Source organism: Mesorhizobium sp. M0074, from assembly GCF_040322975.1.
In the GTDB taxonomy this organism is placed as follows: domain Bacteria; phylum Pseudomonadota; class Alphaproteobacteria; order Rhizobiales; family Rhizobiaceae; genus Mesorhizobium.
Genome location: NZ_JAMYUM010000023.1, coordinates 32,629 through 50,197, shown reverse-complemented (window position 1 = coordinate 50,197; position 17,569 = coordinate 32,629). Strand labels below are relative to the sequence as shown.

19 protein-coding genes and 1 tRNA gene are annotated in these 17,569 nt (G+C 63.3%); 9 read left to right on the top strand and 11 right to left on the bottom strand.

Annotation, left to right across the window (positions count from 1 at the left end; all coding sequences use genetic code 11):
- Positions 1-231 precede the first annotated feature (231 nt).
- Together NKJ73_RS26410 and NKJ73_RS26405 are read left to right on the top strand one after the other, a co-directional pair.
- Entirely contained in the window at positions 232-690 is a 459-nt protein-coding gene (locus NKJ73_RS26410) for a phasin (protein WP_254819298.1), read from the top strand.
- Positions 691-1,029: 339 nt separating this feature from the next.
- A tRNA-His gene (locus NKJ73_RS26405) sits at positions 1,030-1,106 on the top strand.
- Positions 1,107-1,166: 60 nt separating this feature from the next.
- Here the strand turns inward: NKJ73_RS26405 and NKJ73_RS26400 are convergent.
- A complete protein-coding gene (locus NKJ73_RS26400) occupies positions 1,167-2,075 on the bottom strand; it encodes a LysR family transcriptional regulator (RefSeq protein ID WP_352571618.1) in 909 nt (302 codons plus the stop codon).
- A gap of 138 nt (positions 2,076-2,213) precedes the next feature.
- On the opposite strand from NKJ73_RS26400, the gene NKJ73_RS26395 reads away from it, so the two are divergent.
- The 4 genes from NKJ73_RS26395 (at position 2,214) to NKJ73_RS26380 (ending at position 4,896) form a co-directional block, all read left to right on the top strand.
- Complete coding sequence (locus NKJ73_RS26395; protein ID WP_352571617.1) at positions 2,214-2,966, top strand: SDR family NAD(P)-dependent oxidoreductase; 753 nt, start codon at positions 2,214-2,216, stop codon at positions 2,964-2,966.
- Between the two features lie 92 nt (positions 2,967-3,058).
- A complete protein-coding gene (locus tag NKJ73_RS26390; RefSeq protein WP_352571616.1) occupies positions 3,059-3,787 on the top strand; it encodes an SDR family oxidoreductase in 729 nt (242 codons plus the stop codon).
- The gene (locus NKJ73_RS26385) at positions 3,787-4,131 is read left to right on the top strand and encodes an Atu4866 domain-containing protein (protein ID WP_352571615.1); all 345 of its coding nucleotides are present in this window, start codon (positions 3,787-3,789) and stop codon (positions 4,129-4,131) included. The genes NKJ73_RS26390 and NKJ73_RS26385 overlap by 1 nt, the downstream gene beginning before the upstream one ends.
- Positions 4,132-4,641: 510 nt before the next feature.
- Positions 4,642-4,896, top strand: a complete 255-nt coding sequence (locus NKJ73_RS26380) for a DUF768 domain-containing protein (RefSeq protein WP_023677464.1) — start codon at positions 4,642-4,644, stop codon at positions 4,894-4,896.
- Between the two features lie 61 nt (positions 4,897-4,957).
- Here NKJ73_RS26380 and NKJ73_RS26375 read toward each other — a convergent pair whose 3' ends face one another.
- The 3 genes from NKJ73_RS26375 to NKJ73_RS26365 all read right to left on the bottom strand — a co-directional run bounded on the left by NKJ73_RS26375 (position 4,958) and on the right by NKJ73_RS26365 (position 8,685).
- The gene (locus tag NKJ73_RS26375; protein WP_352571614.1) at positions 4,958-6,085 is read right to left on the bottom strand and encodes a DmpA family aminopeptidase; all 1,128 of its coding nucleotides are present in this window, start codon (positions 6,083-6,085) and stop codon (positions 4,958-4,960) included.
- Positions 6,086-6,092: 7 nt separating this feature from the next.
- Positions 6,093-7,658 carry an exodeoxyribonuclease VII large subunit gene (gene xseA / locus NKJ73_RS26370; RefSeq protein ID WP_352457093.1) on the bottom strand — a complete coding sequence of 522 codons (1,566 nt, stop codon included), beginning with the start codon at positions 7,656-7,658 and terminating at the stop codon, positions 6,093-6,095.
- A gap of 70 nt (positions 7,659-7,728) precedes the next feature.
- Entirely contained in the window at positions 7,729-8,685 is a 957-nt protein-coding gene (locus tag NKJ73_RS26365) for a LysR substrate-binding domain-containing protein (protein ID WP_023680469.1), read from the bottom strand.
- 178 nt (positions 8,686-8,863) lie between these two features.
- Between NKJ73_RS26365 and NKJ73_RS26360 the strand changes: the two genes are divergently transcribed.
- Positions 8,864-9,154, top strand: a complete 291-nt coding sequence (locus NKJ73_RS26360) for a DUF1127 domain-containing protein (protein WP_352571613.1) — start codon at positions 8,864-8,866, stop codon at positions 9,152-9,154.
- Positions 9,155-9,329: 175 nt separating this feature from the next.
- Here the strand turns inward: NKJ73_RS26360 and NKJ73_RS26355 are convergent, their stop codons facing one another.
- The 4 genes from NKJ73_RS26355 to NKJ73_RS26340 form a co-directional block, all read right to left on the bottom strand.
- On the bottom strand, positions 9,330-10,388 hold the full coding sequence (locus NKJ73_RS26355) for a DUF937 domain-containing protein (RefSeq protein ID WP_352571612.1): 1,059 nt from the start codon (positions 10,386-10,388) through the stop codon (positions 9,330-9,332).
- Positions 10,389-10,490: 102 nt separating this feature from the next.
- A complete protein-coding gene (locus NKJ73_RS26350; RefSeq protein WP_023680466.1) occupies positions 10,491-11,864 on the bottom strand; it encodes a glutamate--cysteine ligase in 1,374 nt (457 codons plus the stop codon).
- A 186-nt stretch (positions 11,865-12,050) separates the two neighbouring features.
- The gene (locus tag NKJ73_RS26345; protein WP_023680465.1) at positions 12,051-12,785 is read right to left on the bottom strand and encodes a 16S rRNA (uracil(1498)-N(3))-methyltransferase; all 735 of its coding nucleotides are present in this window, start codon (positions 12,783-12,785) and stop codon (positions 12,051-12,053) included.
- Positions 12,786-12,817: 32 nt separating this feature from the next.
- Entirely contained in the window at positions 12,818-13,465 is a 648-nt protein-coding gene (locus NKJ73_RS26340) for a hypothetical protein (protein ID WP_352571611.1), read from the bottom strand.
- Positions 13,466-13,539: 74 nt separating this feature from the next.
- Between NKJ73_RS26340 and NKJ73_RS26335 the strand changes: the two genes are divergently transcribed.
- Positions 13,540-14,238, top strand: a complete 699-nt coding sequence (locus tag NKJ73_RS26335) for a type 1 glutamine amidotransferase (protein WP_352571610.1) — start codon at positions 13,540-13,542, stop codon at positions 14,236-14,238.
- A 287-nt stretch (positions 14,239-14,525) separates the two neighbouring features.
- The gene (locus tag NKJ73_RS26330) at positions 14,526-14,666 is read left to right on the top strand and encodes a hypothetical protein (RefSeq protein ID WP_292664785.1); all 141 of its coding nucleotides are present in this window, start codon (positions 14,526-14,528) and stop codon (positions 14,664-14,666) included.
- Between the two features lie 28 nt (positions 14,667-14,694).
- Here NKJ73_RS26330 and NKJ73_RS26325 read toward each other — a convergent pair whose 3' ends face one another.
- Genes NKJ73_RS26325 through NKJ73_RS26315 form a run of 3 tightly spaced genes read right to left on the bottom strand, consistent with a single transcriptional unit; the run spans position 14,695 to position 17,500 of the window.
- Complete coding sequence (locus tag NKJ73_RS26325) at positions 14,695-15,465, bottom strand: metallophosphoesterase family protein (protein WP_352571658.1); 771 nt, start codon at positions 15,463-15,465, stop codon at positions 14,695-14,697.
- Positions 15,466-15,503: 38 nt separating this feature from the next.
- Positions 15,504-16,640, bottom strand: coding sequence for an alpha-hydroxy acid oxidase (locus tag NKJ73_RS26320; protein WP_352571609.1), 1,137 nt, complete (start codon positions 16,638-16,640; stop codon positions 15,504-15,506).
- Positions 16,641-16,696: 56 nt separating this feature from the next.
- Positions 16,697-17,500: a FadR/GntR family transcriptional regulator gene (locus NKJ73_RS26315; protein WP_352571608.1), complete on the bottom strand. Its 804-nt coding sequence runs from the start codon at positions 17,498-17,500 to the stop codon at positions 16,697-16,699.
- Positions 17,501-17,569 lie beyond the last annotated feature (69 nt).

Sequence of the window (17,569 nt, the reverse complement as noted above, 5' to 3'; positions counted from 1 at the left end):
CGGGCAATTTGCGGTTAACGCTTTGTTAATAAAAGCCGACGGCGCGAAGGTCCACAAGTCATAGCGTGCAACCAGCGGAATCTCTAGGCGCGTGGTTAACGCCGCGAACCAAATATTTTATGGTGCGATGCAACAAACATGTTGCAACGCACAAAATTTGCCTTTATATTGCCATGATAGATGAACGAGACGGCATTTTGTCAAAGCCGCTGCCGCTGAAAAGGATGGAAAATGTCCAGGACCAAGACCGCTGAAACGATCGAAAACGTTGAATTCCCGAGCTTCGACGCTTCGAAGGCCACCGACCAGATCCGTGCCTTCGCCGAAAAGGGCGTTGAGCAGTCGAAAGAGGCCTACGCCAAGCTGAAGACCGGCGCCGAGGAGACCCAGAAGGCTCTGGAATCGACCTACGAGACCGCCAAGTCCGTTTCCAGCGACCTGTCGCTCAAGACCATCGCCGCCCTGCGCGCCAATGCCGAAGCCGGCTTCTCGCATTTCGAAGCCCTGATCGGCGCCAAGTCGCTGTCGGAAGTCGTCGAGTTGCAGACCGCTTTCCTGCGCAAGCGCGTTGAAATGACCGTCGAGCAGGCTAAGGACTTCCAGGCGGTTGCTGCCAAGGCGGCCGAGGACGTATCCAAGCCGATCAAGACCGCCTTCGAGAAGGCCGTGAAAGAAATCAAGATCGCCTAATATTTGCGCACAGTTTGACGATGCATCAAAAGGTCGCATTTCGTCAGACAAATAGATGTGCGATATAGTGGTTTAAGTGAATACCCGGCGGGTGGAACCTCCTCCCTCTGCTCACCGGGGTGACCAGCCAGCACCTCCTCCCGCTGGCTCGTAACAGGAAAAGGCCGGCACCTCCTCCCGCCGGCCTTTTCTTTTGTCCGGCGGAAAATGACGCGATGCCGGAGCGAGCTTTTGCCTTGCCAAAAGCCTTGAATTAAACTCCGATAGCCCGTATGGACGCATCGCCGAACGACAGAGCGGATCCCGAACGTTTCATCTCGATCCCGCTCAGGCAAACGTGCCGTTGTAGCTCAGATGGTTAGAGCGCCGGATTGTGGATCCGGAGGTCGCTGGTTCGATCCCAGCCAACGGTACCATTCAGCTTTCAGCCAGGCTTCTGACCAATAGCGCAAGCGATCTCTACGATCCGGTTGCGGTTACCTGCGATCCCGCGCCTGGCGCGTGGCGCGCAGGTGGTCCACGAGGCCCCTCAGCTTCGGCGCGATATTCCGTCTGCTGGGGAAATAAAGATAGAAACCCGCAAACGGCGGAAAATAGCCGTCGAGGATTGGCACGAGCTCGCCGCGGTCGAGCCAGGGGCGGAATGTATCGGCCATGCCGAACGTGATTCCGGCGCCTGCAACGGCCAGTCGGATCATCAGCCACATGTCGTTGGTAGTGATCTCGGGCGCAACCGCCACGTCGAACTCGCGCCCGTCCTCGCCGAACTCCCACCGATAGGGCGAAACTCCCGGCGCCGGCCGCCAGCCGATACATCGATGTGCCACAAGCTCGCGCGGATGGGCGGGTGCTCCGAACTTCTCGAGATAGCGCGGGGCGCAGACGGCCATCTGCCGCTGATCGCCCGATACCGGCACGGCAATCATGTCCTGCTCGATCACTTCGCCGAGCCTCACTCCCGCATCATAGCCTTCGGCAACGATGTCGAATTCCTCGTCGGTGACCACAATATCCAGATGCACCTCGGGAAACCTTTCTGCAAAGGACGCCAGCAGCGGTCCTGACAGAAAGGCCTCTGCGATAGACGAAACCGCGATCCGTAGGCGGCCGCGCGGGCGGTCCAGAAACTCCGTGGTGGCTTCGATTGCCGCGTTCACGTCGGCGATCGCCGGTGCGACGCTCGCCAGCAGGCGTTCGCCCGCTTCGGTCAGGTTGACGCTGCGTGTCGTGCGCTGCAGCAATGCGATGCCAAGGCGCTGTTCAAGCCTGAGGATGCTCTGGCTGACCGCTGAGCGCGTCACGCCCAGACGGTCTGCCGCAGCGCGAAAATTGCGTTCCTCGGCCACGGTGACGAAGACGGCAATCGCATTGAGATCGATGTCCATTGGTTAGTCAAACTTACCATCTAGGTTAACGGCGGGCGGGTTATCGCGACAATGCCATGGCTCTATCTCTGTCGCAACGGCAAGAAAGGCTTGATCCCCCGATCCAAGTCGATGCCGGCTGACCAAGGAGATACCCCCATGACATCACTTCCTTCCCCCTGGGACCTGGATGGAAAAGTCGCCCTCGTGACCGGCGCGGCACGCGGCATCGGCCGCTGCACGGCGGAACTGCTGCGGGCGCGGGGCGCCCGGATCGTGGCAAGCGATCTCAGCGACAGCGTACGCGAATTGGAAGCCGAGGATGTGGCGACCCTGGTCGGCGATGTCGCCGACGAGGATCTGGCCAGACGCTCGGTCGAACTCGCCGCGAAGCGCTTCGGACGACTGGACATTGTCGTGAACAATGCCGGTCGCACGCTCAACAAACGACTGACTGAGACCTCGGTCGACGACTATGACCGCATCCTGCAGATCAACGCGCGCGGCAGCTTCGTCACTGCCCGTGCCGCAGTGGAATTGATGGCCGCCGGCGGTAGCGGCGCGATCGTCAATGTCTCGTCGATCTCGGCCGTCGCGGCCTTCGAGACGCAGGCGGCCTATGCCTCCTCCAAGGCGGCTGTCGCACAGCTGACCAAGGTGATCGCGATCGAATACGGGCGCACGGGCATTCGCTGCAACGCCGTTGCCCCTGGCGTGATCGAAACCGACATCATGGAAGGCGTGGTGGAGAATGGCCGGGAGATGCTGCGCAGCTTCGGCGGCGCGCATCCAATCGGCCGGATCGGCCAGCCGCAAGAAGTTGCCGAGGCCATCGCCTTTCTTGCCTCGCCGGCATCCAGCTTCATCACCGGGGCCTTGCTTCTGGTCGATGGCGGCTACACCGCCCAGTGAGCCCCCCAATAGGGCCGGCGCGCCGCGGGAGCTCACCCGCACCCAATCCCTTCACATCGTGAAAATAATCACAGACCAAAAGGATCATCTCGATGACCATGAACAGAGTTGTTCTGATCACCGGTGCCTCCAGCGGCATCGGCGCTGGCATTGCCCGCGAGCTTGGCGCGGCAGGTGCGAAGCTGATGCTCGGCGCACGCCGCACCGACCGCCTTGAAGCGCTTGCGGCCGAAATCGAGGCAGCTGGTGGAACGGTTCGCGTGCGAGCGCTCGACGTCACCAGGAGGGCGGATGTCGCAGCATTCGCCGACGCAGCCCGGGCCGAATGGGGCCAGGTCGATGTCATCGTCAACAATGCTGGCGTCATGCCGCTGTCAGCCATGGCAGCCATGAAGGTCGACGAGTGGGAGCTGATGGTGGACGTCAACATCAAGGGTGTTCTGTACGGCGTCGCGGCGGTTCTGCCCGAGATGACGGCACGCGGCTCCGGTCACATCATCAATGTCGGTTCCATCGGCGCACTGGCCGTCTCGCCCACGGCCGCCGTCTATTGCGCAACGAAATACGCTGTCCGCGCGATTTCCGATGGGCTCCGCCAGGAGAGTGACGATATCCGCGTAACCTGCATTCATCCTGGCGTGGTGGAAAGCGAGCTGGCGAACACGATCTCCGACGAAGCCGCTGCCGCCGCCATGAAAACCTGGCGTGCTATTGCCCTGCAACCCGATGCCATCGCCAGGGCAGTGCGCTACGCAATCGAACAGCCCGACGATGTCGACGTCAACGAGATCGTCGTGCGTCCGACGAAGGCGGCGCATTGATGCGATCCACTTTGGCCGCAGTGCTTACGCGTATTGCCGTTGCTGTAGCTCCAACCGGCCTGACCCTTCCTGCAACTCCAATCCTTGCGGAGGAACGAATGACGCGCCAAGATCATCCCTATGTCGGAATGTGGGTCACCGAGGATCGCTATATCAGGCACGAACTCCTGCCGAACGGCCGTTATGACGAAGCGCGCGGTGACCGCGAGAGCGCCTACCGGGGACGCTATGAAGTGCACGGCAACCACATAGAATACTGGGACGATACGGGCTTCACCGCGGATGGTGAGTTCGTCGAAGGCGTCCTCTATCATGCCGGCATGATCCTTTACCGCCAGCGGTAGAGAGCCGCCCTAGACAAGCACTTCAGGGTTTCCACAAGACGCTATTGCATGCCTTGCATGAGGCGCTCGGCAGCTTGCACTGCAAGACCCGTCACACCACATATCTCCCAGCAAGCGCGGCGGAAAGAAGCAGGACCGCGAGCAGAGTCGACATTGCAAATGGTTGTCACTATATAGCGGCGGCTTTGACGGCTCGCCTCTTACATGGTGCCGGCGAGAGCGCGGTAAATGTGCTAGTCATTGCGACATCTATTGTGATCTAAAACGGCTTGAAAATCGAAAAAAAGCAAATAGAAACAATAGCGCGGGTCGAACGAGTTTCGTCGAGAGAATCAGTCCTCAAGAACTAGAACGTGCTCCTTGAACCCTCCATTCCCTTCAGCTCTGTGGACCTCGGACAAGTTCGGCTTGCCGGGCGAAGCCGACTCGGCTCGAATGGCAGCACGCATCTTTTCGAAGATGCCGACGTTTATGATTACCAACCGGCATAGCCGCTAGGGAAACAGCAGTATGAGTGAACACGCGATCGAGTTCTTGCGCGGGTGGATCGGCGAAAAAGTCCACTGCCAGCCCTCGCCAGCCAGAATCGAGAAGCAGGCCGAGACCCTCGCCAGGGAATGTGCGGCCAAGGCTGCCGAAGCCGGCATACCCCTGGAGGATATCCAGGAAGAGGTCGGCGACATTCAGGAGCTCATTGCTTCGAGGCTCGAAGAGGCGGCCGAGGCCGATCAGGACGAGCGGAATTCCAACAAGCCTGCCGGCTGACGGATCGCCTCCGGCAAAACCTGCCGGGCGAACATTGCCTGTCTGATGCAGTTGCGCGGTCCTATCGCCGCGCAGCCTTGCCAAATCTCTCCTCGAGCCACTCTTTCGGCAATGCCGGCACGAAATTGCCGTCGCGCCCGGTCATGTCTTCATTGGCGACCAGCGCGTTGAGGATTGCTTCCTCCACGCTCTGAACGACGGCGTCGAAGAACGGGTTGATATCGGCATCCGGTATGTAGCCGGCGCTGACCAGCTTGCCGGCCGCGCCGCGCGCCGCGTCGGGATTGGCCGTGCTGAAGGCCAGAAAGATATCGCCGGACGAATTGTATCCATAGCCGCCGGTTAGCGCCACGCCGAGCGGCACGCGTTTCGCCAGCCGTTTCAACTGATGCGGCATGAATGGCGCATCGGTGGCGACGATCGCGATGATCGAGCTCTTCTCCGCTCGCGGCGTGTTGTCCCGGGCCGCCGGATCGGCGAGTTCCGCTCCGGCTCTGATGCCACGGATCACGAGGTTTCGCCGTGCACCGAAATTCGACTGGACGAAGCAGCCGATCGTTAAACGCTTTCCATTCCAGTCGACGCTGCGCGAGGATGTGCCGGACCCTGCCTTGAAGCCGAAGGTGATCATGCCTGTGCCGCCGCCGACGCTGCCCTCTTCGATCGGCCCGCTATCAGCCGTTTCGAGCGCGGAAAACACGTGCTCGAAGCTCACATGGTGGCCGTTGATATCGTTCAGGAAGCCGTCGTAAGTCTCGCCCGCCACCGGCAGCGCCCAGGCGCTGTCGAGCGATTGCGGCAGCACCGTCTGCATCCAGCGCAGCGTTGCGTCGCGGCTGACGCCGCAGGAATGCGTGTTGGTGATGGTGATGGGAAGATTGAACGCTCCGAGCTCCTCTATCAGATGCGAGCCGGTCAGTTCGCCATTGCCATTGGCGCTGAACATCCCGGCAAACGCCGGGACGGCCAACTCGTCTCTGGGCCGTGGCAGGATCGCGGTCACGCCGGTGCGTACCGGACCCTTGCCGACGACGAGCGGCCCATCCCCTGAGATCAGCGTGGTATAGCCGACCGTCACGCCGGGCACATCGGTGATGGCATTGAAGCGGCCTGGCGTGCCATCGAATGGGATCGCGAAGGCGCGGGCGCGCAGTTTGCCCGAGGGCGTCGCAAGATGCGGGTCGGTCATTTTTTCCTCAGAAAAGCGAACCTTGGCCGCCCGGCGCCTTGAGCTTGGCCGCGGGCTTGGCAACCGTCTTCGGCCGCGCCGTGCCACTGATGGCGACTGCATCGGCGGTGCCGTCGGCGAACTCCAGCGAAAGCGCCATCCCCGACACAACTTCTGCCGCGTGCTTGACCACCGCGCCGTCCGCATCCTTGACCAGCGCGAAGCCTCGCGCCAGCACGGCCTTGTGCGAGAGCGTCGCCAGCAGCCGGTCGGCCTGCGTCAGTTTTCCACGCAGACGGTCCAGCCGCCGCGAAATCGCCTGGTCCTGCCGCCGCGTCAGTGCCAGCAGGGCATCGCCTTGCAGTTTCTGCCGTCTTGCGATCGGCGCCGGTGACAGTCTGGTCGCCGTGCGCGAAAACCGCGCCCGACGCTCGCGCACGATGGCGAAGAAAGCCGCTTGCGCACGGGCGAGGTCGCGGCGGGTCAGAGTGCGGGCTTCGTTCATGCGCCGCGACAAAGTCGCCGGCGTCAGCCGCTGCCCCAGAAGCCTGGCTCGCTTGCGCTCGACGCTGACCGACAGCGCCCGGCCGAGCCGGCTCGTCGCCTCGTCGAAGCGCCGCCGCGGCAGCGCCAGCAACTGGTCGGGCGAGGGCAGCGCACGGGCGGCCGCGCGTGCCGCCTGCCGCTTGCGTTCGAAATTGCGCGACAGTGCGGTCTTCAACCGCGCGCCAAGGCCGGCAAGCGTCGCTTCGAGGTCGACCTTGACCGGCACGGCGATCTCGGCGGCGCCTGTCGGCGTCGGCGCCCGCACATCCGCCGCCAGATCGATCAATGTCCAGTCGGTCTCGTGGCCGACCGCGGAAATCACCGGAATGCCCGAAGCGGCGACGGCCCGGGCAAGCGCTTCGTCGTTGAAGCCCCACAGATCCTCCAGGCTGCCGCCGCCGCGCGCCACGATCAACAGATCGGGCCGCGCGATGGCGCCGTCCCATGGCAGTGCGTTGAAGCCGTTGACGGCAGCGGTCACTTCCGCACCCGCCGTCTCGCCCTGCACCCGCACCGGCCAGACCAGCACGTGCAGCGGAAACCGGTCCTTGATGCGGTGGATGATGTCGCGGATGACGGCGCCTGTCGGCGAGGTGACGACGCCGATGACGCACGGCATGAACGGCAGCCTGCGCTTGCGCGCCGCGTCGAACAGGCCTTCGGCCTGCAGCCGGCGCTTGCGCTCGTCCAGCAGCGCCATCAGCGCACCGGCACCGGCCGGCTCGAGATTGTCGATAACGATCTGGTAGTTCGACTTTCCGGGATAGGTGGTGAGCCGGCCGGTGGCGATCACCTCCATGCCTTCCTCTGGACGGAATTTCAGCCGGCTCATCGTGGTCTTCCACACCACGGCGTCGAGCCGCGCGCGATCGTCCTTCAGGCAGAAATAGGCATGGCCGGAGGAATGCGGTCCGCGATAGCCGGAAATCTCGCCGCGCACCCGTACATTGCCGAAGACGTCCTCGACCGTACGCTTCAGCGCGCCGGAAATCTCGCTCACCGTATATTCGGTGGCGTTGGTGCGTGATTCGGATGCTGCGTCGCTCATCGGCCGATTGGGGGACGATTGCTGGCCGGCGTCAAGGCGGCCGTGTTCGATGTCCGCCCCAAACGCGCGATCACCAGCCCGGCAGGATCTGGTTCGGCTTGGTCCGCTTCATCTTGGCGAAGGCGAGGGCGGCGAAATCGAACGTGCCGGTCTCCTCGCCGAGTGGCACGGAAATATTGTCGAGGCTCTCCGAAATGTGGCGCGCAAGCGCGTCGACGATCTCCGGCCGCGAGGTCTGACCGCGCATGATACCGATGCGGCAATCGGGCAGGGCGCCGAAACCGTCGGCCTCGCCCAGCACCCGCATGCCGGGCCGCAGCGCGCATTCCGGCAGCACCGAGATCGCCAGACCGGAAAGCACCGCGGCGGCGATGACGGTGGCAGAGAAGCTGGTGAACAGGATGCGATAGTCGCGGCTCTGCTGATCGAGCACGTCGGCGGCGGCCCGCCGCCAGATGCAGTTCGGCCGGCCGAAGGCCATCGGCAGGATCGGCTGCTCATGCGTCGCATGGTTGGCCGAGGTAACCCACAGCAGCGGTTCGCGCCGCACCACTTCCGACTGGCCGCGCGCGTCGTTGTGCGTCACCAGCGCCAGGTCGAGATTGCCGCGCTTGATGTGTTCGACCAGTCCCGGCGTCGGTTCGCAGATAACGGTCAGTTCGACATGCGGGTTGGAACGGGCAAACCGCGCCATGATCTCTGGCAGGAAGCGATCGGCATAATCGTCCGGCGTGCCGATGCGGATGGTGCCTTCGAGCCGGCGGTCGTCGAAGGCGGCCAGTGTTTCCTTGTTGAGATAGAGCAGCCGCCTTGCGTAGGAGAGCAGTCTGTCGCCTTCCTCGGTCAGCCTGTTGGTGCGGCCGTCTTTTTCGAACAGCGGCTTGCCGATCCGTTCCTCCAGCCGCCGCATCTGCATCGACACCGCAGACTGGGTGCGATGCACCGCTTCCGCCGCGCGGGTAAAGCTGCCGGTGTCGACAATCGAGATGAAGGTCTGCAACTGATCGAGATCGAGCGGCGCTTTCATTGGCCTAATCCATCATTGATGCTGATGCTAAAGATTAGAAACATTCGTTGGATTAATCAATCGGGCCATGGCAAATTCCGATTGTCCACATGAAGGCATGTGAATCGAAGCCGGAACGGCCGCTGTCGCCAGCGCCCGATCGACCGGTTTCGCCCGTTCGAATGTGAAGGAGACCGACATGGCTACGTTTGATTTCGCTACCGAGACCTCGCGCATCACCTCGCGTCCGGCCGTTGCGACGCGCGTGGCCAATGCCGCTGCCAATGTTTACCGCGCCTGGAGAAACCGCCGCGCCTTTTATCGCCTCGGCGAGATGTCGGATGCCGAGCTCGCCGACATCGGCCTGACCCGCGCCGACCTGCACGTCGCTGTCGGTGTACCCTTTGGCCGCGATCCGACAGAAAGGCTTCGCGTCATCGCGGTCGAGCGCGCCGAAACGATCGAGGATATTGCCCGCAAGGTGGTGTGATCGCGTGGTTTCGCCGTTCGGGCGCGTTGAACCTTTTTGAGGCACGACGCCACTAAGTTACGCAGGCTCCCCACTCCCTGCCGGATCCCCCCGGCCAGCCTGCGCGCTGCCCGGTCCTCCCAGGACCGGGCTTTCTTTTTTGGGCGGCACTGATGATTGATTGCCGGTGTCTGGTCTACCGCCGGCCCATGCCCTGCTTGAACTGGTCGAAGATCGACTCCATGCCTTTCTGGTAGTCGTCGCGCTGCTGGGCGCCTGTCTCGAACATCTTGCCGAACAGGTCGTCAAACGGATTTCTCGGCCTGCCGCTCGGATTGGCCTGCGGCTGCGGCGCCTGGGGTTGCTGCGGCGCCTGACGCGGCTGAGACTGTTGTGCGCCACCGCCGAACATGTCCTGCAGCACCTTGCCGAGCGGATTGTCACCATAAGGGTTCTGTGTCTGCTGGGGTTGGTTCTGCGGCTGCTGTGGCTGTGGTGCACCGCCGCCGAACATATCCTGCAGCACCTTGCCGAGCGGATTGTCACCATAAGGGTTCTGTGTCTGCTGCGGCTGGCTTTGTGGCTGCTGCCCGCCGCCGAACATGTCCTGCAACACCTTGCCCAGCGGGTTGTCGCCGTAAGGGCTCTGCGTCTGTTGCGGCTGCTGCCCGCCGAACATATCCTGCAGCACCTTGCCGAGCGGGTTATCCGTGGGGCCTGCAGGCTGAGGGGTCGGTGCCTGGCTGCCGCCGCCAGCCTGCCGCATCATCTGCTCGATGAGCTCGCCAAGCGGATTGCCGCCACCGCCTGCCGCATGCATCTGCCCGCCTAGCTGGTCGGTGGTCTGCTTGAATAGCCCGCCCATCATCATCGAGGCGATTGCCGGCAGCATCTGCTGCAGGACCTGCTGGCTGACGCCGCTCGCCTGCGCGGCCTGGCTGGCGACGGCCCGCGACAGGTCCTTCGAGCCGAACAAATGGCCGAGAATGCCCTTGCCTTCATCGAGGCCCTGCGGCGAGAAGGCCCGGCTTGCATCCTCGAAATATTTGGCGTGCTGGCCGCTGGCCATCGCCGTCATGAAGGAGCCGAGCCCATAAGGGTCCGCCGTGTTGCGCTTCAGCCCCTGCGAAAAGGCCGGCAGCAGCGCCGCGACCGCCGCCTGCGTCTGCTGCTGCGAAAGCCCGAACTGCTGGGCCAGCGCCTGCATGCCGTTGCCGTTCTGGGCCTGTGCCAGAATATCGAACAAGGAAGGCATTGTTTTCTCCTCCGGGAAAATCCTCGTTGGAGAAGCCTAATTCGTTTCCATCACTGATTGAAGCGAATTTGCCGGACCATCGGCCAAGCGGATAGCGAAGCGTTAATACGCGTATTCCATGAACACCGGCTCGATCGAGCCGCCCCAGCGTGTGTGGTAGGCCGAGAGCATCTCTTCGGCGCTGGTGGTGCCACGCGCGACGACCTCGTCCAGCGTGTTGAGGAACGAGGTCTCGTCATAGCCGTCGCGGTTCTTGCGGCCGCGGTTCTTCAGTCCCATGCGCGAGATGACGAGCACGTCGCGGGCTATCTCGCGCAGTGTCGTGTTGCGGAAGGGCGCCGAAATGCCCTGTTCGGGCACCGCGTTGCGCATCGCCAGCACCTCGTCATAACTCCAGCTCGAGGTCAGCGCCTCGGCCGCGTCGAGCGCAGCCGCATCATAGAGCAGCCCGACCCAGAAGGCCGGCAGCGCGCAGATGCGCCGCCACGGCCCGCCATCGGCGCCGCGCATTTCGAGAAAGCGCTTCAACCGCACGTCCGGGAACAGCGTCGACAGATGGTTCGCCCAGTCGCCCATCGTCGGGAGCCCGTCCGGCAGTTCGTTGCGGGCGGCGCCCGCCATGAACTGGCGGAAGGTGATGTGCGTCATGTCATGGTACTGGCCGTCGCGGATGACGAAATACATCGGCACGTCGAGCGCCCATTCGACATAATCGGCAAAGCCGAAATCGGGCGAGAAGCAGAATTCGAGCAGGCCGGAGCGCTGATTGTCGGTGTCGCGCCAGATCTCGCCGCGCCAGCTCTGCAAGCCGTTCGGCCGGCTTTCGGTGAAGGGCGAGTTGGCAAACAGCGCCGTCGACAGCGGCTGCAATTTCAGCGACACTTGCATCTTGCGGCGCATGTCGGCTTCGCTTTCGAAGTCGAGGTTCACCTGGATCGTGCAGGTCCGGTACATCATGTCGAGACCTTTGGTGCCGACCTTGGGCATGTAGCGGGTCATGATCTCGTAGCGCGATTTCGGCATCTTCGGCGTCTCGGCCAGCGACCATTTCGGGCTGCCGCCAAGGCCGAGAAAACGAATGCCCATCGGTTCGGCGATCTCGCGCACCTGCGCCAGATGCGCATTGCCTTCGCGGCAGGTCTGGTGGATCGTCTCCAGCGGCGCGCCGGACAGTTCGAACTGGCCGCCGGGCTCCAGCGAGATCGCGCCTTGGCCGGTCGGCTCGACCAGTCCGATGATGCGGCCGGCATCCATGATCGGGTCCCAGCCGAGTTTGTCCTGCATGCCTTCGAGGATGGCGCGGATGCCGCGCTCGCCGCCGTAGGGCACCGGGGCATTGCCGTCAACATAGAACGGGAATTTCTCGTGCTCGGTGCCGATGCGCCATTTGTCGCGCGGCTTGTTGCCTTCGGCCAGGTGCTCGACGAGTTCGTCGACGCCTTCGATCGGCCGGAAATCGGTAGTATCGCGCGCCATAATAGCCCTCCGCACATGGCCCCGAAAACCGGCTTCGATTTTCGGAAAGGATCATGTGCCCAATCAATATGTTACAGCGTCCTTTGCGCGCCCGAAAGGACGCGCGGCCACTGCCGGCGCTAGATGGACGAAATGTCAGTAGCCGATCAAGCGAAAAATCCTGAGCCAGAGGGTAACTGGAATTGATCACCAATCCCCGATTGTCGCCTGGATCAGCGCCAGTGCCGCTACGGCCGCCGTGTCCGCCCGCAGGATGCGCGGCCCAAGCGGAATGGCGGTAACGAAGGGCAGGGCTCTCAGCATCCTGCGCTCCTCGTCGGAAAAGCCGCCCTCCGGCCCGACCAGCAGGCCGAGCTTGTTCTCCCGCACCGCCTGCAATGCCGGCAGGGGACTGTTGGTCGATGCATCCTCGTCGCAGAAGATCAGCCGCCGCTCACGGTCCCAGTTGCTGAGCAGGCGCTCGAATTTTTCCGCTTCGCGCAGCTCCGGCACCGCCAATATGCCGCATTGTTCGGCCGCCTCGACGACATTGGCGCGCAGGCGCTCGATGCCGGGCTTTGCCACCTGCGTATGCTGGGTGATGACCGGCTGCAGGATGCCAGCGCCCATCTCGACCGCCTTTTGCACGAGGTAGTCGAGCCGCCCCTGCTTCAGCGGCGCGAAACAGTAGACGAGATCGGGCAACGGCGGCTGCGGCCGCTGCAATGCCAGCAACTTCAGGCGCAACGCCTTCTTCGATTTTGCCGCGATCGCCGCCGACCATTCGCCGTCGCGGCCGTTGAAGACCAGAATTTCGGCGCCTTCGCCGAGCCGCAGCACGTGCGAGAGATAATGGCTCTGCTGCGGGCCGATGTCGAACTCGATGTCCGGTCCAAGCCCGTCCGGCACGAACAGCCGCTGCATCTTGTAATTGGCGCGCATCGCCGAGGAATGCGGCAACGTCACCCTCGGCGTCAAGCCTCGGCGGAAGGATGCCAGACAGGCTCGTAGCCTTTCTGCAGCACCGAAACAGTTGTCGCTGGCGTGAGCAGGCGGATTGGACTGTCGGTAAAACCGCCGAACCCGACCGGTTCGTCATAACCGCCGAAACTCCAGGGCAGCGCGGCGCCATCAAACAGGGCGTACGCCCTGTTTCCTGACGAGATCATCGTGCCGTCCGGCAAGTCCGCAAGCGCTTCCGGTTTCAGTCTCGTCGCTCGTCCGCCCGAGGCCAGGCGCTCCTTGTGCAGGCGCTTGTCGAGTTGCGGCGCGCGTGGCTCGGCAATGCCGAAGGCGTCGCCGAAACGCCGGACAAAATCCTTGGCCCGCTCGCGCCGGCAGAAGAAGCAGGGACGGTGGCCGGCGGCAAGTGCCGTCACCTCGTCGAGGAAAAACAGCTCGGTCCAGCCGGCCTTGCCGCCAGCCCGGTTGCGCCCCATCGGCTCGCGCCGCACGTTGCCGAATTCGCAGACGCAGATGATCCAGGCTTGCAGCGCCCAGCGCTTCTTCAACAGCGTTCTCGTCTCGGGGTCGTGAATGATGCCGCGATTGCCCATGAACAGGCCGCGCTCCGGCACGGCATGGATGGCGCCGAACGGGTCGACCCGGTTTTGCAGTGGCATAGGCGTTCCCTGTTGGCTGCAATGCTGGTGCCATGATATCGCTCGTTGCATCAATTTCATGTCAGCAGGTTTCGATGCGGGTCTTGGTTGTCCAGAACTTCGACAATGAGGGCCTTGGCCAGATCGGCGCGGCCCTTGTCGAGGCGGGCGCCGATATCGACCTGCGCCGTCCCTACCGCGGCGACGCGCTGCCGCAAGATAGCGGCGGGCATGACGCCATGGTGGTGCTCGGCGGCGCCCAGAATGCGCTGGAGGACGAGCTCTGTCCTTATTTTCCGGGTCTGCTCGATCTGACACGCGACTTTGCCGAGAGGGATCGCGCGGTGCTTGGTATCTGCCTCGGCAGCCAGTTGGTCGCGCGCGCCTTTGGCGGCGAGAACCAGATCGGCGGCGCGTCGGAGTTCGGCTGGCACGAGGTCGCGCTCACCGCGGCGGCGCAGGCCGATCCGGTGCTCGCCGCTTTGCCCGCAAAATTCCCGATCTTCGAATGGCACGACGACACCTTTGTCTTGCCTAAGACTGCCGTGCGGCTGGCCGGCAATGCCGTCGCCGAGAACCAGGCGTTCCGCATCGGCCGCGCCGTCTACGGCTTCCAGTTCCATTTCGAGGCCGACAGTCCGATGGTGCGCGACTGGAGCACCTCCTTCGCACCGCTGATCGCCGAGCGGCATCCTGAATGGGCGGGCCGGCTCGACGACGAAATGGCCCGCAACGGACCGCAAGCCGATGCCGCCGGCCTGGCCATCGCCCGCGCCTGGGTGGCGACGATCTGACGGCTCATATAGTCAGCGTATTTGGCGACGTTGCATATTTGGCACGCGGCGGCAAATCCGCCGGGGATAACGCGTTTCATCCTTGGCCTGTGTCTGTCCGCCAGCCTAAAAGGCGCCCGCTCTGCATCTTGCGTGCAACCGCGATGAACCTTTCCTGTGACCCGCGCGACACACCGCCGATACAGAACATGCCTAGAAGCGCGAAACCGTCAGACATTTGCGACGTATTTTGCGTTTCAACGCATTGGTAACCCGCTCGTGCATAGATGCAGGAAGCTCAACAAGAGATGACGTCCGTGAAAGCAGCCTTTTTGTCCTTTGTCATGTTGTCGGCTATCGTCTTGTGCGGCCTCGGCATTTATTCCGCCGACGCGGCCAACGACCACAATGCCGTTGACGGCTACGGCGTCACCGCCGCGCTTCGCTAGACCCTCTGCACATAACCTCACGCCTTACCTACGCCCGCCCACCCGTCACTGTCAGGATATGCTTGTCAGCGCCGTCCACGACGAGCGCGGTGAGGTTTCCCGACTGCCAGGCGAGGGTGTCGACATTGACGCGGTTGCCGGTGATCTCGGGCTTGGGCACCGGCGTATGACCGTGCACCACGATCTTCGGATGAAGACCGGTGTGGTCGTGGAAGACCTCGCGGATCCAGATCAGGTCCTGCCGGCTCTGGCTTTCCAGCGCAATGCCGGGCCGGATGCCGGCATGGCAGAAGAAGAAATCGCCGAACGTTACTGAAAAGGGCAGCGAGCGCAGGAACTCGACATGGTTCTGCGGCACGGCCTCGATCAGCGCGGCGTGTCCTTGCCGCAATGCCGCATCGGCGCGGCCAAACCAGGCGCTGCTCCCACCGAGCGACACGCCATAGGACAGCGCCGTCTGGATGCCGCCATAGCGCATGAACAGGCCGTCCGGGTCGGGGACATCGAGAAAATCGAGGAAGCCGAGATCATGATTTCCGGCCAGCATCAGGTGACGCGGATCGCGTCTTTGCGCGTCGATCAGGAAATCGATGACGCCTTTGGAGTCCGGACCCCGGTCGACATAGTCGCCGAGATGGATCACGCGCCAATCGGCCGACGGTCTTTGACTGAGCTCCGCCTCGATCCGCCGGTGCATGGCGGTCAGCAAATCGAGCCGGCCGTGCACATCGCCGATCGCGTAAAGGCGCATGCCTTGCGGTCCGCGCGCCTCGTAGAAACTGATGCCGGGCTCCGTCAATGCCTGCGTCGCCTCCATGATCATGCCGTCACGGGACTTTAGCGCCGAAGCTGATCCTTGCCCATGTCGGTGACCAGGCGCTTTCCGCACAGCGCCAGCGTTATGTCCATCTCCTTGCGGATGATTTCCAGCGCCTTGGTAACCCCTTCCTTGCCGAGCGCGCCGAGGCCGTACAGGAAAGGCCGTCCGATATAGGTGCCCTTGGCGCCGAGGCACAGCGCCTTGAGCACGTCCTGGCCGGAGCGGATGCCGCCGTCCATATGCACCTCCATCGTGTCGCCGACGGCGTCGGCGATCTCTTCGAGCGCCATGATCGACGACGAGGCGCCGTCGAGCTGGCGGCCGCCATGGTTGGAAACGATAATCGCATCGGCACCCGTCCTGGCCGCCATCAGCGCGTCGTCCTTGTCGAGTATGCCTTTCAGGATCAGCTTGCCGCCCCAGCGCTCCTTGATCCAGGCGACGTCCTTCCACGACAGGTGCGGATCGAACTGCTCCTTCGTCCACGACGACAGCGAGGCGAGGTCGCCGACGCCCTTGGCATGGCCGACGATGTTGCGGAAGCTCCGGCGCTTTGTCCCGGCCATGCCGACGCACCAGCGCGGCCTGGTCGCCATCTGCCAGATGTGCTTCGGCGTCATCCGCGGCGGCGCCGAAAGCCCGTTGCGGATATCCTTGTGGCGCTGGCCTAGGATCTGCAGGTCGAGCGTCAGCACCAGCGCCGAGCATTTCGCCGCTTTTGCACGGTCGATCAGATCGAAGACGAAATCCTTGTCGCGCAGCACATAGAGCTGGAACCAGAATGGCTTCCTGGTCACCGACGCGACATCCTCGATCGAGCAGATGCTCATTGTCGACAGCGTGAACGGCACGCCGAATTCCTCCGCAGCCTGCGCCGCCAGCATCTCGCCGTCCGGATGCTGCATGCCGGTCATGCCGGTCGGCGCCAGCGCCACCGGCATCGCCACCTTCTCGCCGATCATGGTCGATTCCAGCGAGCGATTGTCCATGTCGACCAGCACGCGCTGGCGGAACTTGATCTTCTGGAAGTCCTCTTCGTTGGCCCGGTAGGTGCTTTCGGTCCAGGCGCCGGAATCGGCGTAGTCGAAGAACATCTTCGGCACGCGGCGGCGCGCCAGGTCCTTGAGGTCGGCGATGGTGAGAATGCTGCTCATGGATCTTTTTTCCGCTGGTTCTTCGCTGGTTCGTCGTTGAATTTTCTGGGCGGTGCCTACGGCTGTTTTCTTGCCGGCTCACCGCCACCGGGCTCGGAGCGCTGCCTGAGCCTCAGCCGCGACACGCGCTGCCAGTCGCCGCTGCGCTCGGCCTCGGCCATCGATCGTTCGACGTAGGAGATGTGGTCCATCGCCGCCTGCCGCGCCGCAGCCGGATCGCCGGCCTTGACCGCCGTGTAGATTGCCCGGTGCTGCGAAAGCAGCGTCTCGCGCGCGCCCGGCACGTTGAACACCAGCCGCCGGTTCTGGAACACGCCTTCCGACAGCAGCCGATAACAGGAGCGCAGCGTGTGCAGCAGGATGATGTTGTGCGCGCATTCGCAGATCGCGTGGTGGAACTCGACGTCGATTTCCGCCTCGTCGTCGAAATTGCCGGTCCGGTGCGCCTCGTCCATACGTGCCATGATGCGGTCGAGCAGCGCCAGATCGTCCGATGTGGCACGGCGCGCCGCATATTCCGCCGCCACCGCCTCGATCTCGCGGCGGTACTCCAGATAGTCGGTCACCGCCTTGCGATGCATCGAGATCAGGTCGGTCACCGGCTTGGTGAACAGCTGGCCGATGACATCGGCGACATGGGTGCCGCCGCCTGGCCGTGTCGTCAACAGCCCGCGCCCTTCCAAGGCTTTCAAGGCATCGCGCAGGATCGGCCGCGACACCTCGAACTGGCGCGCCAGTTCGCGCTCGCCCGGCAGCCGGTCGCCGGTGCGCAGGACGCCTTCGAGGATCAGGCTCTCGATCTGCTGCACCACCTCGTCGGCGGTGCGCGAATGCTCGATCCGGGAGAAAATGTCGCTCAAACGGGATGCCTGGGGGTTGAACCGATGTCGCGCAAGATAAAGCCAGCGTCGCCAACTGGTCAAATTATT